At 73.6% G+C, this 19,261-nt stretch carries 18 protein-coding genes; 11 read left to right on the top strand and 7 right to left on the bottom strand.

The window, feature by feature from the left end; genetic code table 11:
* Nucleotides 1–52: 52 nt before the first annotated feature.
* Nucleotides 53–2,842 (top strand): SpoIIE family protein phosphatase, encoded by a 2,790-nt coding sequence (locus ACZ6SQ_RS35630; protein ID WP_469569667.1) that lies wholly within the window; start codon nt 53–55, stop codon nt 2,840–2,842.
* Nucleotides 2,843–2,965: 123 nt separating this feature from the next.
* Here ACZ6SQ_RS35630 and ACZ6SQ_RS35625 read toward each other — a convergent pair whose 3' ends face one another.
* Nucleotides 2,966–3,706, bottom strand: a complete 741-nt coding sequence (locus ACZ6SQ_RS35625; RefSeq protein ID WP_469569665.1) for a Type 1 glutamine amidotransferase-like domain-containing protein — start codon at nt 3,704–3,706, stop codon at nt 2,966–2,968.
* A 37-nt stretch (nt 3,707–3,743) separates the two neighbouring features.
* Nucleotides 3,744–4,184 (bottom strand): Lrp/AsnC family transcriptional regulator, encoded by a 441-nt coding sequence (locus ACZ6SQ_RS35620; protein ID WP_386385846.1) that lies wholly within the window; start codon nt 4,182–4,184, stop codon nt 3,744–3,746.
* Nucleotides 4,185–4,402: 218 nt separating this feature from the next.
* Between ACZ6SQ_RS35620 and ACZ6SQ_RS35615 the strand changes: the two genes are divergently transcribed.
* The gene (locus ACZ6SQ_RS35615) at nt 4,403–5,629 is read left to right on the top strand and encodes a cytochrome P450 family protein (protein ID WP_469569663.1); all 1,227 of its coding nucleotides are present in this window, start codon (nt 4,403–4,405) and stop codon (nt 5,627–5,629) included.
* A gap of 286 nt (nt 5,630–5,915) precedes the next feature.
* On the opposite strand, the gene ACZ6SQ_RS35610 is transcribed toward ACZ6SQ_RS35615, so the two are convergent.
* On the bottom strand, nt 5,916–7,388 hold the full coding sequence (locus ACZ6SQ_RS35610; protein ID WP_469569662.1) for a helix-turn-helix domain-containing protein: 1,473 nt from the start codon (nt 7,386–7,388) through the stop codon (nt 5,916–5,918).
* A gap of 129 nt (nt 7,389–7,517) precedes the next feature.
* Between ACZ6SQ_RS35610 and ACZ6SQ_RS35605 the strand changes: the two genes are divergently transcribed.
* From ACZ6SQ_RS35605 to ACZ6SQ_RS35595, 3 genes are all read left to right on the top strand, one after another.
* A complete protein-coding gene (locus ACZ6SQ_RS35605; protein WP_469569660.1) occupies nt 7,518–8,138 on the top strand; it encodes an L-threonylcarbamoyladenylate synthase in 621 nt (206 codons plus the stop codon).
* A gap of 52 nt (nt 8,139–8,190) precedes the next feature.
* Nucleotides 8,191–8,955, top strand: a complete 765-nt coding sequence (locus ACZ6SQ_RS35600) for a dienelactone hydrolase family protein (protein WP_469569658.1) — start codon at nt 8,191–8,193, stop codon at nt 8,953–8,955.
* Between the two features lie 170 nt (nt 8,956–9,125).
* Nucleotides 9,126–10,019, top strand: coding sequence for an MHYT domain-containing protein (locus ACZ6SQ_RS35595; RefSeq protein WP_469569656.1), 894 nt, complete (start codon nt 9,126–9,128; stop codon nt 10,017–10,019).
* A gap of 22 nt (nt 10,020–10,041) precedes the next feature.
* On the opposite strand, the gene ACZ6SQ_RS35590 is transcribed toward ACZ6SQ_RS35595, so the two are convergent.
* Nucleotides 10,042–10,992 carry a TauD/TfdA dioxygenase family protein gene (locus ACZ6SQ_RS35590; RefSeq protein ID WP_469569654.1) on the bottom strand — a complete coding sequence of 317 codons (951 nt, stop codon included), beginning with the start codon at nt 10,990–10,992 and terminating at the stop codon, nt 10,042–10,044.
* Between the two features lie 166 nt (nt 10,993–11,158).
* On the bottom strand, nt 11,159–11,626 hold the full coding sequence (locus ACZ6SQ_RS35585) for a peroxiredoxin (RefSeq protein WP_469569652.1): 468 nt from the start codon (nt 11,624–11,626) through the stop codon (nt 11,159–11,161).
* A gap of 298 nt (nt 11,627–11,924) precedes the next feature.
* Here ACZ6SQ_RS35585 and ligD point away from each other — a divergent pair, with 298 nt between their 5' ends.
* From ligD to hemC, 4 genes are all read left to right on the top strand, one after another.
* Nucleotides 11,925–12,905 carry a non-homologous end-joining DNA ligase gene (ligD, locus tag ACZ6SQ_RS35580; protein ID WP_469569650.1) on the top strand — a complete coding sequence of 327 codons (981 nt, stop codon included), beginning with the start codon at nt 11,925–11,927 and terminating at the stop codon, nt 12,903–12,905.
* A gap of 131 nt (nt 12,906–13,036) precedes the next feature.
* Nucleotides 13,037–13,810, top strand: coding sequence for an NPP1 family protein (locus ACZ6SQ_RS35575; protein WP_469569649.1), 774 nt, complete (start codon nt 13,037–13,039; stop codon nt 13,808–13,810).
* A gap of 164 nt (nt 13,811–13,974) precedes the next feature.
* On the top strand, nt 13,975–14,991 hold the full coding sequence (locus tag ACZ6SQ_RS35570; protein WP_469569648.1) for a questin oxidase family protein: 1,017 nt from the start codon (nt 13,975–13,977) through the stop codon (nt 14,989–14,991).
* A 131-nt stretch (nt 14,992–15,122) separates the two neighbouring features.
* Nucleotides 15,123–16,058, top strand: a complete 936-nt coding sequence (gene hemC, locus ACZ6SQ_RS35565) for a hydroxymethylbilane synthase (RefSeq protein WP_469569646.1) — start codon at nt 15,123–15,125, stop codon at nt 16,056–16,058.
* A 40-nt stretch (nt 16,059–16,098) separates the two neighbouring features.
* Here the strand turns inward: hemC and ACZ6SQ_RS35560 are convergent, their stop codons facing one another.
* Entirely contained in the window at nt 16,099–16,617 is a 519-nt protein-coding gene (locus tag ACZ6SQ_RS35560; protein WP_469569708.1) for a hypothetical protein, read from the bottom strand.
* A gap of 448 nt (nt 16,618–17,065) precedes the next feature.
* On the opposite strand from ACZ6SQ_RS35560, the gene ACZ6SQ_RS35555 reads away from it, so the two are divergent.
* Nucleotides 17,066–17,857, top strand: coding sequence for a SigB/SigF/SigG family RNA polymerase sigma factor (locus ACZ6SQ_RS35555; RefSeq protein ID WP_469569644.1), 792 nt, complete (start codon nt 17,066–17,068; stop codon nt 17,855–17,857).
* Nucleotides 17,858–17,900: 43 nt separating this feature from the next.
* Here ACZ6SQ_RS35555 and ACZ6SQ_RS35550 read toward each other — a convergent pair whose 3' ends face one another.
* Nucleotides 17,901–18,233 carry an ANTAR domain-containing protein gene (locus tag ACZ6SQ_RS35550; RefSeq protein WP_469569642.1) on the bottom strand — a complete coding sequence of 111 codons (333 nt, stop codon included), beginning with the start codon at nt 18,231–18,233 and terminating at the stop codon, nt 17,901–17,903.
* 125 nt (nt 18,234–18,358) lie between these two features.
* On the opposite strand from ACZ6SQ_RS35550, the gene ACZ6SQ_RS35545 reads away from it, so the two are divergent.
* The gene (locus ACZ6SQ_RS35545; RefSeq protein ID WP_469569640.1) at nt 18,359–19,156 is read left to right on the top strand and encodes a VOC family protein; all 798 of its coding nucleotides are present in this window, start codon (nt 18,359–18,361) and stop codon (nt 19,154–19,156) included.
* The last annotated feature ends 105 nt before the right edge of the window (nt 19,157–19,261 follow it).

The raw sequence follows: 19,261 nt of genomic DNA, 5'->3' as shown, positions 1-19,261 counted from the left end.
GTCCCTGGTGCCGCCTCTCGCCTCACGGGCCGCGGGAGAGTAGACAGGGCTCATGGTCCGGCTTGCGGGGCGGTCCGGAACACGGCCGGCCCGCCGTCTCGGGGGCGGGCGCCCGCCCGCCCCGGCCCGTCCCATGCGTGAGCGGGGCGCCCGGCACGCGGCGGGACGCCCGCCGCCGCGCCGGACCGTGACCGGACGCCCCCGTCCGGGGCGCCTCGCGCGGCTGCGCGCCGCGCTCGGCGTGCGCAGCCTGGCCGGACAGGTGTTCGTCCTCCAGTTCGTCATCGTGCTGCTGCTGGTGGTGGCCGCGGTGTCGGCCCTGGTGCTCCAGAGCCGGGTGGACACCACGACGGAGGCCCGCAACCGCTCCGTCGCCGTGGCCCAGACGTTCGCCAACGCGCCGGGCACCGCGGCGGCGCTGGCCACCCGAGATCCCACCGCCCTGCTCCAACCGCGCGCCGAGGCCGCGCGTGAGCTCTCGGGAGTGGACTTCATCGTCGTCACGGACACCGAGGGCATCCGCTACACCCATCCCAATCCCGACCGGATCGGCAAGCAGTTCGTCGGGAACATCGAACCCGCGCTGGCCGGCGAGGTCGTGGTCGAGGAGATCGACGGCACGATCGGCCGGCTGGTACAGGCCGTCGTCCCGGTCAGGGCACTCGACGGCACGGTGGTGGGCCTGGTGTCCGCGGGCATCACCACCGAACGCGTGGGCGGCACCGCGAACGAGCAGCTGCCCCTGCTGCTGGGCGCCGCGGCGGCCGCGCTGGCGCTGGCGCTGGCCGGCACCGCGCTGGTGAGCCGGCGGCTGATGCGCCAGACGCACGGGCTCGGCCCGGACGAGATGACCCGGATGTACGAGCACCACGACGCGGTGCTGCACTCGGTGCGCGAGGGCGTGATCATCGTCGGCGCGGACGGCGAACTGCTGCTCGCCAACGACGAGGCGCACCGGCTGCTCGACCTGCCCGCCGACGCCGAGGGACGCCAGGTGCGCGACCTCGGTCTCGACCCGGACACCGCCGACCTGCTGGCGTCGGCGCGGATGGCCACGGACGAGGTGCACCTGGTCGGCGACCGGCTGCTGGCGGTCAACCAGCGGCCCACCGACCTCGCCGGCGGCCCGGCGGGCAGCGTGGCCACCCTGCGCGACTCCACCGAGCTGCGGGCCCTGTCCGGGCGGGCCGAGCTGGCGCGGGAGCGGCTGGACCTGCTGTACGACGCGGGGGTGCGCATCGGCGGCAGCCTGGACGTGACGCGTACGGCGGAGGAGCTGGCCGAGCTGACCGTGCCGCGGCTGGCCGACTTCGTCACGGTGGACCTGTTCGGCGCGGTGCTCGACGGTGAGCCGCCGGAGGCCGGTACGGAGCTGTGCCGCACGGCCTCCAGCGGCATCCGCCCGGACGCGCCGCTGTACCCGGTGGGCGAGCGCATCCGGTTCGTGCCCACCTCGCCGCAGGCCCGCGCGCTGGACTCGGGCGAGTCGGTCCTGGAACGGGATCTGAGCGCGGCGCACGGCTGGCATGCGCAGGACCTGGAGCGGGCCGGGCAGGTGCTGGAGTACGGCATCCACTCGCTGATCACGGTGCCGCTGCGGGCGGGAGCGCTGGTCCTCGGCCTGGTCACGCTGTGGCGTTCCCGGCAGCCCGAGCCGTTCGACGACGAGGACCAGGCGCTGGCGGAGGAGCTGGTGACGCGGGCGGCGGTGTCCATCGACAACGCGCGCCGGTTCACCCGCGAGCACACGATGGCGGTGACGCTCCAGCGCAGTCTGCTGCCGCGCACCCTGCCGGAGCAGTCCGCGCTGGAGATCGCCTACCGGTATCTGCCCGCGCAGGCGGGCGTCGGCGGCGACTGGTTCGACGTGCTGCCGCTGTCCGGGGCTCGGGTGGCGCTGGTGGTGGGCGACGTGGTGGGGCACGGGCTGCACGCGGCGGCGACGATGGGCCGGCTGCGCACCGCGGTGCACAACTTCTCGGCCCTGGATCTGGCACCGGACGAACTGCTCGGGCTGCTGGACGAACTGGTGGCCCGGCTCCAGGACGAGGCGGCGGAGGGCGGCGGCGCTCTGGTGACGGGCGCGACCTGTCTGTACGCGATCTACGACCCGGTGAGCCGGCGGTGCGCGATCGCGCGCGCGGGCCATCCGCCGCCCGCGGTGGTCCGGCCGGACGGCGGGGTCGAGTTCCTGGACGTGACGGTCGGTCCCCCGCTGGGGCTCGGCGGGCTGCCGTTCGAGACGTCGGAGGTGGAGCTCGCCGAGGGCAGCAGGCTGGTGCTCTACACGGACGGGCTGGTCGAGGACCGGGGCCGGGACATCGACGTCGGCCTGGAGCTGCTGCGCGAGGCGCTGGAGCAGGCGGGTCCGTCGCCGGAGGAGACCTGCCGGACGGTGCTGGACGCCCGGCTGCCGACCCGGCGGGGCGACGACATCGCGCTGATCGTGGCGCGGACGCGGGCGCTGCCGTCGGAGCGGATCGCCGAGTGGGACGTCCCCGCCGAACCTGCCGCGGTCGCCCGGGTGCGGGCGGCGGTCACCCGGCGGCTGGCCGAGTGGGGCCTCGAGGAGCTGACGTTCGGCACGGAGCTGATCCTCAGCGAGCTGGTGACCAACGCGATCCGCTACGGCGCCGCGCCGCTGCGGGTGCGCATGCTGTACGACCGCACGCTGATCTGCGAGGTGTTCGACAGCAGCAACACCGCCCCGCATCTGCGGTACGCGGCGATGACCGACGAGGGCGGGCGCGGGCTGTTCCTCGTCGCACAGCTCGCCGAGCGCTGGGGCACCCGCTATGTCGCCGACGGCAAGGTCATCTGGGCGGAACAGCCGCTGCCGTAGGCCGGGGGCGCGGAACGGCGGTGGACGCATCCGGGTTCGTCCCGGGGCGGCGTGGGCGACGGCCGGGTTCGTCCCGGGGCGCCGGAACGGCCGCTGCCGTGCGCGACCCGGGGTCGGTCGGGGTCAGTCCGGGGCGGCGGGGAGCAGGCGCGGCTCGAGGCGCTCCTCCACGGCCCGGCCGCCCTCGGCGCGCACCACGTAGGCGCCCTTGCCGGGGGTCTCGGTCACGGCCTCGGCCAGCCGGGTGCCCCGGTAGACCAGGCCGACCCCGTCGTCCGTGCAGTGGGCGACCGGGAAGGTGCCGTCCGCGACGAGCCGGTGCATCAGCGGGCGCCGGCCCTCGTCGGAGTCGTAGTGCACGCCGTTGCCGTACGGCAGGAGGCCGAGGGCGTCGGAGACGGGCCTCAGCTCGGGTCCGTACGAGTCGGTCGTGCCGCCCTGGAACCAGCAGATGGAGCCCGCGCTCACCCCGCTGAGCACGACCCCGGCCTCCCAGGCGCGGCGCATGATCCGGTCCAGTCCGTGCACCCGCCACACGGCCAGCAGGTTGGCGACCGAGCCGCCCATCACCCACACGACGTCGGCGGCGAGGACCTCACCCTCCATGTCCTGGAGGTTCGGCATGGGGAACAGCTGCAACGGCGTGAGGTCGAAACCGGCCACCCGGGCCGCCTCCGACATCCGGGCGGCGGTGACCTCGGAGTCGCCGACGGCGGTGCCGACGTACACGATCCGCGGACGGCGGCCGTGCGCGCCGGAGAGCTCCACTGCGTGGTGGACCAGGGAGTCGAACTGCACCATGGTGCGCCGGCCTCTGCGGTGGCCGCCCGAGGTCGCGAGGATGGTCGGTTCCGGAGCCGTCATGGCGCGATCCTATCCACGGAGACTCCGCCGGCAGGGGTCAGCCCACGTCCCACAGGAACCGATGGGTGTGGATGCCGAAGTACGGGAAGGAGCGCACCTCTTCGACGCCCTCGACGGGCCGTACGACGTCGTTGACGAAGTCGAGGAGCTCGCGCGGGCCCGGGGCGACGACCTCGGCGAACAGGTCGAAGCCGCCGGAGGTGAACACCGAGTAGACCACCTCGGGGCGTTCGGCCAGGGTGTCGGCCACGGTCCGCGGATCGCCGTCGACACCGATGCCGAGCAGCGCCATGGCCTGTCCGCCCATCGCCATCGGATCGGTGACGCCGACGACCTGGACCGCCCGGGTGTCCAGCAGTCGCTGCAGGCGCTGGCGGGCCGCCGACGCCGACAGGCCCACCCTGGGCCCGAGTTCGGCGTAGGCGATCCGCCCGTCGGTCTGGAGCTCGCGCAGGATGGCCCGGTCGATGTCGTCCATGGTGTTCCTTTGTTCTCCCTTTCGGGGGGTCGGCCGGATCACCCTAACCTCGCCCGTCCGCACCCGAGTTCGGCCGGTTCGTCGGCCCCGGCCCGGCCGGACACCATGTTTTGCGACAACTCCCTTGTGGCGATGGCCTGTTATGCGTACTGGTCAGTAGCCGGGGGGTGTGGCTACCGTGGCGTCGGCCTTCCGCCGCCCCCACGTCTGGAGACCGCGTGACCGTGTCCGAACGCATCCGGCTCGACCCGCTGGGCGCCGACATCCCCGGCGAGAGTGCCCGGTTGCGCGCCCTCGGCCCGATCGTGCCCGTCGAACTGCCGGGCGGCATCCCCGCCTGGGCACCGACCCGCCACGCCACTCTGCGGAAGCTGATCCTCGATCCGCGGGTCAGCAAGGACGCCCGCCGGCACTGGAGGCTGTTCCCCGAGACGGCCCGGCGCCCCTCCTGGGGCTGGGTGCTGAGCTGGGTGGGCGTGGTCAACATGCTCTCCACCTACGGCACCGACCACGCCCGGCTGCGCCGGCTCGTCGCGCCGAGCTTCACCCACCGGCGCACCGAGGCCCTGCGGCCGCGGGTCACGGCGGTCACCGCGGAGCTGCTCGACGACCTGGCCAAGGCCGGGGCCGGCGGCGCGGTGGTGGATGTGAAGGCGGGGCTCGCGCACGCGCTGCCCATGCGCATCATCTGTGAACTGGTAGGCGTCCCCGAGGAGTTGAGGGAGGGCGCGGGCCGGCTGATCGCCGCCATCATGGACACCTCCGACCAGAGCCCGGAGCAGGCCGCACGCGTGCAGGAGCAGATCGGCACGGTGCTGGGCGCGCTGATCTCCCACCGCCGTGAGCACCCGGGCGACGACATCACCACCGAGCTGATCCGGGTGCGCGACGAGGACGGCGACCGGCTGAGCGACGAGGAGCTGCTGCACACGCTGCTGCTCGTCATCGGCGCGGGCTTCGAGACGACGGTCAACCTGATCGGCAACGCGGTGGTGGCCCTGCTGCGCCACCCCGAGCAGCTCGCGGCCGTGCGCTCGGGCGAGATCGGCTGGGAGGCCGTCGTCGACGAGACCCTGCGTGTGCACCCGTCGATCGCCTCGCTGCCGCTGCGGTTCGCCGTCGAGGACATCACGGTCGACGGGGTCACCGTCCCGGCCGGGGACGCGATCATCACGACGTACGCCGCCGCGGGACTCGACCCGGAGCACTACGGTCCGGACGCCGGGGAGTTCGACGCCCGGCGCGCCGTGGACGAGCAACTGGCCTTCGGGATCGGGGTCCACCGCTGCGTGGGCGCGCCGCTGGCCCGGCTGGAGGCGCTCGCCGCGCTGCCCGCGCTGTTCGACCGCTTCCCGGCGCTGCGGCCGGCCGACGGGGAGCTGCGCCAGGTGCCGTCCTTCATCGCGTACGGCTGGCAGGAGGTGCCGGTCCGGCTGGACGGCTGAGACGACGGTCCGGCGCCGGGCGGATCCGCCCGGCGCCGGTCACGAGGGTTGCCGCGAGGGGCCGACCGGTCCCCCGTGCCGGTCGTGCCCCTGCGGCTCTGTGAACCTACGTGGACGACCGCCCGGTTGTGAACCGTGCCGGTGCCCGATCGGGCGGCGGGAGGACTCACCTGTGCACAGGCGAGTCCGAATGACCCCGGTTCGCGGCGGATGCGGCCCTGCGGAACACGCCCGGGTCGCCGGGCCACGTGTTCTACGCGCGGCCCGGATCGCCGGGCCGCGCGTCCTACGCGGCGGGCAGCGCGGGCGGCGCGAGGTCACCGACCGCGAGATGCGCGAGCACGACCTCGTACAGGTCGCCGCCCGCGGCGAGCAGCTGCCGTTCCATCACGGGCTCGGCGGCGCGCACATGGTCACGGACCGTCTGGGCGTGCACTCCGAGGTGCTGTGCGGCCCGTTCGGCGTTACCGCCCGCGGCGAGCCAGGCACGGACCGTGCGCCGCAGGTCACGGCCGTCGCCCTCCAGCCGCCCGAGCAGCTCCTGCGCCCAGGCGCGCAGCGCGGGCCCGGCCAGCAGCCCGGCGAAGGGGTCCGGGAGCGCGGCGGCGTCCGCGCGCGGCGTCTCGGCCAGTCCGGCCTGGACGGTGAGCCCCAGATGGACGGCGGCGCGTACGGCGAGGTCGGAGAAGTCGGTGCCCAGCAGGCCCTCGACGCGTTCCATCCGGGCACGCACGGTGTTGCGGCTGACGCCGAGCAGTTTCGCCGTGCTGACCGCGGTGAACTCCAGGCCCAGACGGGTGGTGGCGAGCAGGTCGGCGCGGGTGTGGTGGGCGAGGCCGTCGAGCGGGCTGAGCAGCCGGGTGGTCCAGGTGTGCAGCGCGCCGGGGTCCATGAGCCGCTCGGGACGGGTGCGTTCGGCGTACACCGCGGCCCGGTCCGGGCGGAAGCGGGCGACCGCGAGCGCGCTGACGGCCTGTCCGTAGGCGAGGGCGGTCCGGGCGAGGCCGTGCCGGGCGCTGCCGCCGAGGAAGGTGTCGCGGCGGCGGCCCGCCAGGTCGCGCAGCCGGGCCCCGTCCGCCTCGCCGGGCACGACGACGATCACATGGGAGTCGACGGCCGGGCAGCGCACGACCAGCGCCCGTTCACCGGTGACGTCCAGGCAGTCCCCGACCAGACGGTCTCGGTCCCCGGGCGTGGTCTCCGCGACGTAGACACAGGCCGTGTCGGTGTCCAGCAGGCCCGGCCACAGGCCCGCGGCGACCCGGCGGGCCGCGACGATGTCCTCGACCATGAGCAACTGGAGGATGGCGAGCCGTAGATCGGCGGCGGCCCGGTCGAACCGCCGGGCCGCCTGGAGTCTCTCGCCCGCGCCCAGGAGCAGTTCGACGACCGAGGCGGTGTGGGTGACGACGTCGGCGGCCCGGCGGTCGAAGGGCGCGGTGCGGCACACGGCCAGGACGGCGTCGGGCTCGGGCCCGGTGCGGACCACCCGGACCAGCCGCTGGTGGCGCCCGCCCTCCTCCAGCGCGGCGGAGGCGATGCGCCCCGCGGCGACCTCGGCGGTCAGGGTCTCGTCCACGGGGACCGGCCGCCCGGCGAGCAGCGTGCCGTCCTGTCCGCGCAGGCAGACGGTGCCGTCCACCGTCCTCGCCAGCCAGTCGACGACGCGGCCGAGATCGCGGCCCGTCGGCCGCAGATGCTCCAGCAGTTCGTCCGCCCAGACGGAATGCCCGTCGTCCCGCCCCTCGAGGCCGGCCATGCCGCCTCCTTCTCGTCTGTCGTACGGCCCCCGTCAGCTGCGACGTTACCTCAGGGACCCGCGGCCCCGTGCCGGCCGGACCCGGCGGGGCTGCGCGGACGGCCCCGGCGCGAGGCATAAGCTCGCACAATGGCGAAGTACTACGACGTGCACCCCGACAACCCCCAGCCGCGGACCATCGCCCAGGTCGCCGACAGTGTCCGCGCGGGCGCGCTGATCGCGTATCCGACGGACTCCTGCTACGCGCTGGGCTGCCGCATCGGCAGCCGTGACGGCATCGACCGGATCCGGTCCATCCGCAAGCTGGACGACCGGCACCACTTCACCCTCGTGTGCCAGGACTTCGCCCAGCTCGGCCAGTTCGTGCGGGTGGACAACGACGTCTTCCGGGCGGTCAAGGCCTCGACGCCGGGCAGTTACACGTTCATCCTCCCGGCGACGAGGGAGGTGCCGCGGATGCTCCAGCACCCGAAGAAGAAGACCGTCGGCGTGCGCATCCCCGACCATGTCGTCACCCAGGCGCTGCTCGCCGAGCTGGGCGAACCGCTGCTGTCGAGCACGCTGCTGCTGCCCGACGAGGACGAACCCCTCACCCAGGGCTGGGAGATCAAGGACCGGCTCGATCACGTGGTGGACGGCGTTCTCGACTCCGGCGAATGCGGCACCGAACCGACCACCGTGATCGACTTCTCCGGCGGCGAGGCCGAGATCGTACGGTACGGGGCGGGCGACACGACCCGGTTCGAGTAGGTCCAGGACTCCCGGCAGCACGCCGCCGACCGCCCGGAGAGGCAGATCCGTCATGACCGCCGTAGTGGGACAGGCCGTGGACATCCCCACCGGGGACGGCGTCGCCGACGCCTATCTGGTCCGGCCGGCCGAGGGCGGCCCGCACCCCGGGGTGCTGATGTACATGGACGCGTTCGGGCCGCGGCCGTCGCTGCGGGCGATGGCGGACCGGCTGGCGTCCGCCGGGTACACCGTGCTGCTGCCGAACGTCTTCCACCGGCACGGCCGCGCCCCGGTGGTGCCGCTGCCGGAGTTCATCGACCACGCGGCCCAGCGCGCGCTGTTCGAGCGTCTCGGGCCGATCCTGCGGAGCCTGACGCCCGATCTGTCCATGCCGGACGCGGCGGCGTATCTGCGCGCGCTCGCCGAGTGTCCCGAGGCGGCGGACGGACCCGTGGGGGTGACGGGCTACTGCATGGGTGCCCGGCTCGCCCTGCTCACGGCGGGTCACCACCCGGACCGGGTGGCCGCTGCGGCCGGTTTCCACGGCGGGCGCCTGGCGACCGAGGCGCCGGACAGCCCGCACCTCGTCGCGGACCGGGTCACCGCCGAGCTGTACTTCGGACATGCCGACGCCGACCCCTCGCTGCCGCCCGAGCAGATCGAGCGGCTGGAGCGGGCCCTGACCGCGGCGGGCGTACGCCATCGCTGCGAGGTGTACCCGGGCGCCCCGCACGGCTTCACACAGGCGGACCTCGCGGCGTACGACCCGGACGCCGACGCACGGCACCGGGCGGCGCTGCTCGACCTGCTGGACCGCACCCTCAAGTCCCGCTGACGACAGGTCCGTCGCTGGTCAGCGCCGTGCAAGTCCCCCGCCTACAGGGGGCGTTAACCCGGCGTGGTCAAGTGTTCACCCGGAGCTGCCCGGAACGGCTTGTCGCGGGGGCCCGTTCGGCCGTAGACCTACGCCTGGAACGCGAGCACGACTCCGGGGGGAGCCGGCACATGCAAGGCACAGTGGACGGATTCGGCTACGGTGCGGTGACTCCCGTGACGGCCTTTCTGACGGCCTGTCTGGGCGGCTCCCTGGGGCTGCGCTGCACGGCACGGTCGCTGCTCGACAAGCGCTCCTGGAGGGGTGGCTGGCTCGCCCTGGGTGCCGCGTCCGCCGGCAGCGCCGTCTGGGCGGCGCACATCGTCGTCATGCTGGGCTTCCGCGTGACGGAGACCCGCGTCCGCTACGACGTCCCGCTGCTGCTGACGACCCTCGGCGTGTCGGTCGCGGTCGCGGGCATCGGGGTGTTCCTCGTGGGCTATCTGGGCGCGAACACCGTCACGCTGCCGCTCGCGGGGATCACCCTCGGGCTCGGCGTCGTCGCCACGCACTACCTTGTCCTGGCCGCGCTGCGCCTGGACGGCGACGTCCACCGCGCCCCGGCCGGGTTCGCGCTGTCCGTCGCCCTCGCGGTCGCCGCCTCGACCGCCGCGCTGTGGGTCGCGGTCACCGTCCGCGGCTTCCGGGCGGCCCTCGGGGCGAGCCTGGTGACGGGCGTGGCGATCACGGGGTCGTACTACGCCGCGATGGCCTCCGTCACCGTCGAGGTGCACGGTGTCCCGGGCGGCACCTGGGAGGGCGACTCGGCCGCCGCCCAGCTGTTCCCCACCCTGCTGTGGCCCGCCGTCTTCCTGGCACTGGCCAGCGTCATCGTGCTGCTCGACCCGCTGCTGGTCCTCGGCGACGGCGAGTGGAGCCGCACCGTCGCCCGGCACACCCCGCAGCCCGGCCGTCAGAAGCCGGACTCCCTGTTCGACCCGCCCGGCCGCCAGGACCCGGGCTCCCTGTTCGAGCCGCCCGCCCGGTCCGGGGACGGCGGCCCGGCACGCCACCGCGCGCACTGAGGGCCGCCGCGGGCCGGGCCGTTCACCAGCGGCCCGCCTCGGTCCCCGTGACCGGCTCCGACTGCTTGCCGTTCACCCCGACCGGCACCTCACCGGCGAGCATCACCCGGTGCATGGTGCGCGGGAAGCCGAGGTGGGCGTTGTCGCCGGGCGCGAGATGGATGGTGGCGCGGTTGTCCCAGAAGGCCACGCTGCCCGGCTCCCAGCGGAAACGGACGGTGTACTCGGGCCGGACCGCCTGCTCCAGCAGCATCTCCAGCACCGCGGCGCTCTCCGCGCGGGAGAGACCCTCGATCTGCTCGACGTAGTAGCCGTTGACGAACAGCACCCGCTCGCCGCTGACGGGGTGCACCCGGACCAGCGGGTGCACGGTGGCGACCTGGTGGTCCAGGAGGTGCCGGACGTAGGCGTCGTCGCCGGGCCGCGGCTGGTAGCCGACGCCGAGCCGGTGCTCGGCCCGCAGCCCGTCGACGAACTCCCGTACGGGCGCGGACAGTCCGGCGTACGCGGCCGCGAGATTGGCCCAGGTGGTGTCACCGCCGTACGGCGGCACGGTCTCGGCCCGCAGGATCGTCGCGGCGGGCGGGTCGACCCTGGCCCCGTGGTCGCAGTGCCAGCCGCGCAGCAGGGTGTGCCTGCGCCGCGCCAGCCACTCCTCGTGCTCCATCCCGAAGCGTCCGCCCAGCTCCAGCCGGTCCGCGGTCGTCTCGATCTCGGGCACCCCGGCCGGCGAGGCGCTGCCGCGCCGGGGCAGCACGACGGGCTCGCCGAACCGGCGCGCGAACGCCACATGCCCGGCGTGATCCAGACGCTGCCCCCGGAAGAACACCACCTTCCAGCGCAGCACGGCCGCCCGGATCACCCCGACGGTCTCCTCGCTCAGCTCCTCCGTGAGGTCCACACCGCTGATCTCGGCCCCGATGTGCCCCGCCACCGGACGCACCTCGACCCCGCTCGTCGTCTCCCGCTCCACCGTCCGCCCTCCGCCGGTCGCCGCCACCGATCACGCCCGATGGTGTCAGCGATCACCCCGACGGGCCACAGTGCCTTGCGGGCCGGCCGTTCCGGCGGGGCCGGGCGAAGGAGGTGGGGGGCGCCGGGTCGTCCGTTCCGGCCGCGCAGGGCAGCGAGAGCGGCGGTCAGCCGTTCTGCTCGCGCAGGGCCGCGAGGGCGCGGTCGGCGTGGGTGTTCATGCGCAGTTCGCTGCGCACGACCTCCAGCACCGTCCGGTTGCGCCCGATGACGAAGGTGACCCGCTTGGTGGGGGCGAGGCTGAACCCGCGCTTCACGCCGAACCGCTCACGGATCGACCCGTCGGTGTCCGACAGCAGCGGCATGCCCAGGGTGTGGCGCCCGGCGAACTCGGCCTGCTTGTCCACACCGTCCCCGCTGATCCCGACGGGGCGCGCGCCGACCGCCGCGAACTCCGCCGCCAGGTCCCTGAAGTGGCACGCCTCGGCGGTGCAGCCGGGCGTCATGGCCGCGGGGTAGAAGAACAGCACCACGGGCCCCTCGGCCAGCAGCTCCGACAGCTTGCGCGTGGCGCCCGTTTCGTCCGGTAGTGCGAAGTCCTCGACGACATCGCCGACTTGGGGATGTCCAGCCATGCTTCCTCCTCCGGGTGGTCTGCCGCGCGATCGTACTGGACGGTAGGGACGGACGGAGGGGCGCCCCCACGCATCGAGCCAGTCGTACGGCCGGGACCGAAAGACGCCCTGCTCACGGGCCCGTCGCGGGCTCGACCGCCCCGGAATCGGCCCGGAAACAGCCGCCCCTGACCAGTCCGGAAGCAGCCGTCCCCGACCGGCCCCGGATCCCCTCGGCACCACCCCGCCAGGACGCCGTTCAGGCGAACCCGCCGCCGCGCGCGTATGCCGGGCTCCTGCCCCGTCGACACCATAAGCCGTGACCCTGCCGCTGATCGCCCCGATGCTCGCCACCCCCGGCCCCCTGCCGCCCGCCGCGCAGGACACGCGCTGGGCCTACGAGACCAAGCAGGACGGACAGCGCGCGGTGGTCTACCTCCCCGGGGACGGCACGGTGACGCTGCGCGCCCGGTCCGGCGAGGAGATCACCGCCGCCTACCCCGAGCTGCGCGGACTCGGCGCCGCGCTCGGCGGTACGGCCGCGGTCCTGGACGGCGAGGTGCTCGCGCCGGACGAGGGCGGCCGCGCCGACTTCCAGGCGCTCCAGTCACGGATGGGTCTGGCGCACGCCCCGGCGAAGGCGGCGCGCATGGCGGCCGAGGTGCCGGTGCACCTGGCCCTGTTCGACGTGATGCACCTCGACGGCGAGTCGCTCCTGCGTCTGCCCTACCGGCGCCGCCGCGATCTGCTGGAGGGTCTCGCGCTGCGGGGGCCGTACTGGTCGACGCCCGCCGCCCTGGTCGGACACGGCGAGGAGGCCCTGCGCGCCACCCGTGCCCACGGGCTGGAGGGCCTGGTCTGCAAGCGGCTGGACTCGCCCTACGAGCCGGGCGTGCGCTCCCGGTCCTGGATCAAGATCCGCAACATGCGGGGCGTGGACGTGATCGTCGGCGGCTGGCTGCCCGGCAAGGGCCGGCTCACCGGGCTGCCCGGCTCGTTGCTGCTCGGCCAGCGCGGGGCGGGCCGGCTGCGCTATGTCGGCGCCGTGGGCACCGGCTGGAGCAAGGCCGAGCGCGCCGAACTGGCCGCGCTGCTGCGGGCGGACGCCACGGACGTCTGCCCCTTCGACCCCGTGCCGCGGGTCCGGGGCCCCCACTGGGTGCGACCCCGCCTGGTCGGCGAGGTCCGCTACAGCACACGGACCCGCTCCGGCCTGCTGCGCCAGCCGTCCTGGCTCAGGCTCCGGCCCGACCTCACTCCCGAGGAGTCCTCGGCCGACCTGCCCGACGACGCCGTATGACACGGCCTGTTGATCTGTCCTTCACCACTGTGACTCCCGCGGCCTCTTGGCGCCGGAGGGAATCGACGGCAAGCTGAACTGCCTTTCCCCCCACAGCCGTTCGGCTGCGCCCGCATCAGAAGGAGGACGCAGTGTCACAGAAGTCCACGCGCATCCGCAGGAGATGGCTCACCGGCCTGGCCGGAGCCGCCGCGCTCGTGATCGCCTTTCCCGGCACCGCCCTGGCCGCGCCCCCGCAGGCGCTGCCCGCCAACGCGGACGGCCTGGAGCAGACGTTCCAGCCCGCCTACGACTACGACACGGACGGCTGCTACTCCACGCCGGCCATCGGTCCCGACGGCACGGTCAACGGCGGGCTGAAACCGACCGGCGCCCTCAACGGCCAGTGCCGCGACTCCTGGGACCTGGACAACACCAACGGCTACTCGCGCTACAAGTGCAACAACGGCTGGTGCGCGATCCTCTACGGGCTGTACTTCGAGAAGGACCAGGCGCTGTCCGGCAGCAGCATCGGCGGCCACCGGCACGACTGGGAGCATGTCGCGGTCTGGGTGCAGGACAACCAGGTCAAGTACGTCTCGACGTCCAACCACGGCTCGTTCACGGTGCACAACGCCTCGAGCATCCGCTTCGACGGCACGCACCCGAAGATCGTTTACCACAAGGACGGCATCAGCACCCACTGCTTCCGCGCGGCCAACTCCAACGACGAGCCGCCGGAGAACCACGAGCGCACCTGGCAGTACCCGCCGCTGGTCGGCTGGAACGGCTACCCCGCGGGCATCCGCGAGAAGCTGGTCTCGTACGACTTCGGCAGCGCCAACTTCGGTCTGAAGGACGCCAGTTTCGCCTCGCACCTGGCGAAGGCCAAGCCGACCGGCATCCCCTTCGACCCGTACGCCTGACCGGCCCTGCGGCCAAGTCCTCTGACCCGTACGGCAGTTCCCGGCCCTCCCGCGCGCACGGCCCGCGCGGGAGGGTGCCGGACCGGTCCTAGGACCCGAGTCCCCGTCCGGTGTCGGCCGACGGTCCGATCCGCCGCGCGGGCAGGCTTTCTAGGATCAACGGCATGAACGCCCACGACACGAGCGGCCGACTCGAAGAGGCCCTGGAACGACTGCACCTCAGCGGTCCGGAGCGGCTCGGCCGGCTCACCAACCACGCGCCCATGGTGGTGGAGTCGCTCGCCGCCCGCGGCCGCGCCGACGCGCTGCACAGCTGGCTGGACCTGTACGAGGCCAGGCTGGAGGACTTCCCGGCAGCGCGCGAACCGGTCACGGACGCCAACTGGCGCTCCGCGCTGGGCGATCCACGCCGGGCCGCCGACTGGATCGCCCACTTCACCCGGGCCCTGGAGGAACGTCCCTGGCGTGACGTCCTGGCCGAATGGTGGCCGCGTCTGCTCCCGGGCCTCTACGGCGGCTCCACCCACCCGGTCATCCGCGTCGGCCACGCCGTACGCGCGCTGGAACTGGGCGAGTCCGCCCCGCGGCGCACCGAACTGGCGCACGGGCTGGGCTACTGGGCGGCCCAGCACCACCCGGTCTCCGGAATCATGACGACGCCAGGGGCCGACCGGGCCGCCGAGACACTGGACCGCGTCGAACCGGTCCAGCTGGAGGACGAGGAGTTCCCGGCCCGGCTGGCCGCCGTCCGCAGGCTGCCGGTCTGGGCGACGGACGTGAGCGATGCGGACACCGCGAAGGAACGGCTCACCGAGCTCGTGCGGGCCGCCACCCACCGCTACGCCACCCACGGCCACGGCGAGGAGACGATGCTGGTGCACGCGGCCACCGCCCCCAACGCCGTGCTGCGGACGCTGGATTCGCTGCCGCGCGAGCTGTGGGTACCGAGTCTGCGCGCGGCCTGGACCGCCTCGGCGGCCGTCACCGCGATGTACGCACCCGACGCCCCGGTGGACTACGTCCCGCCCGCCCGGCTCACCACCGAGGAGGTGCTGGAACGCGCCCTGGCGCACGGCGACGAGCATGTCATCAAGCTCACCGACACCGCCCTGGACGTCGGCGACGAACAGGCCCTCGCGGCGGCGCTGCGCTCGGTCGAACTGAGCGCGCCGCTGGTCTGACCCGGGCGCCCCGGCACCCGCGCGCGACCGACGGCACGGGACGGAGCCATTGTGGTGGACGATCCCGTACGACGGCCGCCGAACGGGGGGATACGTCGGACGGGCCCCTCCGGGGGCACTATCGTGTCCGCATGTCCGTTCCCGAACTGATCCGGATCGTCTCCCGTGACTCGCCCATGGCGCTGGCGCAGGTGGAACGCGTACGCGCCGAACTCACGGCCCTGCACCCCGGGGTGCGCACCGAGGTGGTGCCGGTGAAGACGACCGGCGACAAGTGGCTCGGCGACCTCTCGCTGGTCGAGGGCAAGGGCGCCTTCACCAAGGAGGTCGACGCCGCGCTGCTGGCCGGCGAGGCCGACCTCGCGGTGCACTGCGTCAAGGACGTGCCCGCCGACCGGCCGCTGCCCGCGGGGACCGTGTTCGCCGCGTTCCTCAGGCGTGACGACATCCGCGACGCGCTCGTCCACCCGGGCGGGCTCACCCTGGACGAGTTGCCGGACGGCACCCGCGTCGGCACCTCCTCCGTCCGCCGCGTCGCCCAACTGGCAGCCACTCACCCGCAGTTGCAGTGCGTGCCGTTCCGCGGCAACGCGAACCGGCGACTGGAGAAGCTCGCCGCGGGCGAGGCCGACGCGCTGCTGCTCGCGGTGTCGGGGCTGGAGCGCATCGGCCGCCAGGACGTGATCAGCGAGGTGCTCTCGCCGGAGGCGATGATGCCCCCGATCGGCGCGGGCATCCTCGCGCTCCAGTGCCGCGAGGGCGACGCGGAGCTGATCGACGCGGTGAGCGCCCTCGGCGATCCGGCCACCCACCGGGAGGCCACCGCCGAACGGATGTTCCTGCACGTCCTCCAGGGACACTGCAACAGCCCGATCGCCGGCTACGCCCAGGTCGACCGCCGGGGCGAACTCTCCCTGCGCGCCTGTGTGTTCACCCCGGACGGCAAGACCCGGCTGAACGCCCACGAATGGGCGGGCCCGCTCGACCCGGCCACGCTCGGCACCTCGGTCGCCGTGGCGCTGCTGCGGCAGGGCGCCCGCGAGATCATCGACGGCATCCCGCACTGACGGAACGCCGGGTCCGGCCGGTCAGCCTCTGGGGCCCGCCTCAGGCGGTGCCCTCCTCCGCCTGGTCGCGCAGGAAGTTGCTCACCTGGTGGGCGACACCGCAGCCCTGGCCGGAGTGGGCGCCGAGGACGTCCTCGTGGAGGCCGAGACCGCCCACCCACATGCGGCGGTCGGCCCACTCCTCGTCCACGCGCAGCTGGATCTGGACGTCCACGTGGTCGAGCGAGGCCTCGGGCCCGGCGGCGAACAGCACGGCGGTGGCGCGGCGCAGCGGATAGACGTCGAAGCCCTCGATGAACTGGGTGTTGCGCCAGTCGATGAAGGCGCTCTCGCCGTCGGCGCCGATGCGCACGTCGATCTGACCGTCCTCCAGATGGATGCCGAACTGCTCCGTGCCACGGTTCTCGACGGTGACGCGGAGGCTGAAGTAGGTCAGCCCTTCGGCCGCGTCGTCACGTCCGCGCGGCGGTTCGCCCCGCTCCAGACGGTGGACGCGGACGCGCAGACCGGCATGCTCGTCGTACTCCTGCCAGTCCCCGACCACGTTCGGCTCGCACACATTGCACCTCTCGACTTCCAAGGGTGCTTCCTATCCGTGCGCCGATCGCACTGTCAAATGAGCAGAATGCGCTGTGGCCAGGGATTTCCGGGCCTTGATCGGCGATCAAGCGCTGCGCAGGAAGAACTCGCCGGACGGGCCCGCCATGCCTCGCGGCCGCGTGCCGCACATCACGTTCCGCCCCGATCGTCCCGCGCCCGGCCCGCCGCCCCGCCGCACGGTGCCGGGCGCCCCTCGCGCGGTACCGCTGCGCGGTCGCCCGGTCGCTCAAGGTACAACTTTTCATGAAATAGGTTTCATCCTTTCCCGGCGCGGGCATCCGGCCCATGTGCTTCGGACCGGAGGCACGACCGTGGGAATCACGTGTCGGCCCCCGGCGTCTCCGCGAGCCCGCACCTCCCACGGTGGCCCCCCATACGGCACCACCCGATCGGGGAGGTGCGCATCCGTGCGTGTCACCGGCAGAACGAAGCAGCATCCTCATGACGACGCCCCCGACACCGCCGAGGCCTTCGACCGGCTGAGGCGGCTGCCCGAGGGGACGGAGCGCGAGGAACTCCGCAACGAACTGGTCAGGGCCTGGCTGCCCATGGCCGAGCGCATCGCCGTCCGCTTCCGCGGCCGTGGCGAGAACCTGGAGGATCTCTACCAGGTGGCGGCCCTCGGGCTCGTCAAGGCCGTCGACCACTACGACCCCGAGCTCGGCCACGCCTTCGAGGCGTACGCCGTCCCGACCGTGACCGGTGAGCTCAAGCGGCACTTCCGCGACCATCTGTGGACCCTCCATGTGCCGCGCCGCGTGCAGGAGCTGCGCAACCGGGTCCGCCGGGCCCTGAAGGAGCTGTCCCAGACCACTCCGGGCCGGGCGCCGACCGTCGCCGAGATAGCCCTGCACACCGACCTCAGCGAGGGCGAGGTGCGCTCCGGGCTGGAGGCCCTGGACTGCTTCTCGGCGCTGTCCCTGGACGCCGAACTGCCCGGCACCGACGGCTACGCCCTGGGCGACGCGATCGGCGAGCCGGACCCGGGCTTCGACCGGGTGGTGGACCGGGTCGCCGTACGGCCCTGTCTCCAGGCGCTGCCGGAGCGTGAGCGCACCATCCTCTATCTGCGGTTCTTCCGCGGTATGACGCAGAGCTCCATCGCCGAGCAGCTCGGTATCTCGCAGATGCATGTGTCCCGGCTGCTCAGCGGCTGTTTCGCACATCTGCGCGAGGAGCTGCTCGCCGAGGCCGGCTGAGGTGGCCGGCGGGGAACGCCGCTCTTCATCCGAACGCCGTTCTTCACCCGGACGGGCTACCGGGGATCTGGGTCGGGCCGTGGCGGTCGAGCGCCGCCTCGAACTCGGCCCGGATCTCGCCGGGGATCTCCCCCGTGCGCCCCCACAGCAGGATCAGCTCGGCGACCTCGCGGAGCTTGATGTTGGTGTGCTGCGAGACCTCCCGCAGGACCGTCCAGCCCTGCTCGGGATCGACCCGGCCCATGGCGACCATCATCCCGATCGCCTGGTCCACCACGGCGTGCGACGTGACGGCCTCCTTGAGCTGCTGGACCTCCTCCTGCAGCTCAACGATCCGGTCCGTCTCGTCAGCGGGTCCGCCCGTTCCGTGCACCACGCGTACATCCTCCGCCCGGACAGCACCCCGTGCCAACGGTTCCTCGGCAGGCGCCCGGCGCGGATCCGGTTGGACACTGGGAGGAGACCGCGGGCCACCGGCCTACGACACCCAGGACGAGTGCCATGAACCACCATCCGACCCCCTCCGCCCCGGAGGTCGTCACCACCCAGAACGTGTTCGGCGCACCCTGTTGGGTGAGTCTGACCAGCCGCGATCTGCCGGCCACCGAGGCCTTCTACACGGCCGTGCTGGGCTGGCGGTGGCGGTCGGCCAAGCTGGGCGACAAGTTCCGGATCGCCCTGGTGGGCGAGGCGCCCGTCGCGGGCATCGCGGCCGTCGCCGCGATGTGGCAGATGGCGGTGGCCTGGACGCCGTACTTCGCGGTCGCGAGCGCCAACGAGGCCGCGGCCCGCGCCCAGGAGCGCGGCGGCACCGCGGCCGTCGGCCCGATCTCCTTCCCGCCCGGCCGGGCGGCGCTGCTCGCGGACCGCGACGGCGCCACCTTCGGCATCTGGGAGGGCGAGCTGTTCACCGACTGGGAGACCTGGCGCCGCGCGGCCCCCGCCTTCATCCGGCTGCACACCCGTGACGCCTTCGACGCCGCGATCTTCTACGGCGAGGTCCTGGAGTGGGCCGCTTCCCGGCCCGGCGGCTGCGAGGTGCACTACGAGGGCGACGAGGTGGTGCTGCGCAGCCGGGGCGACGTGGTGGCCCGGATCGAGTCGGGCGCGCTGGAGGCCGCCCCTGACCCCACGATCCGGCCGCACTGGCAGGTCCACTTCGCCGTCGACGACGTGGAGGCCTGCGCCCGCGCCGCCGAGCTGAACGGCGGCAGCGTCCTCGGCAGGAACACGGAGAACGCTGTGCTCCGCGACCCGGACGGCGCCCAGTTCACGGTGACGTCCCGCCTGCCGCGCTGACGGACCCCGGCACGACGGAGGGGGGGGGGGGGGGGGGCGCCCCCCCCCCCCCCCCCTCCCCCTACCAGTACGAGGAATGCTCCACCCCCCCCTTCCCAAATCCTT

This window comes from Streptomyces sp. NPDC048600, assembly GCF_055587025.1.
Note: the sequence above shows the minus strand (reverse complement) of the source record. Positions and strands in the feature narration are given on the sequence as shown.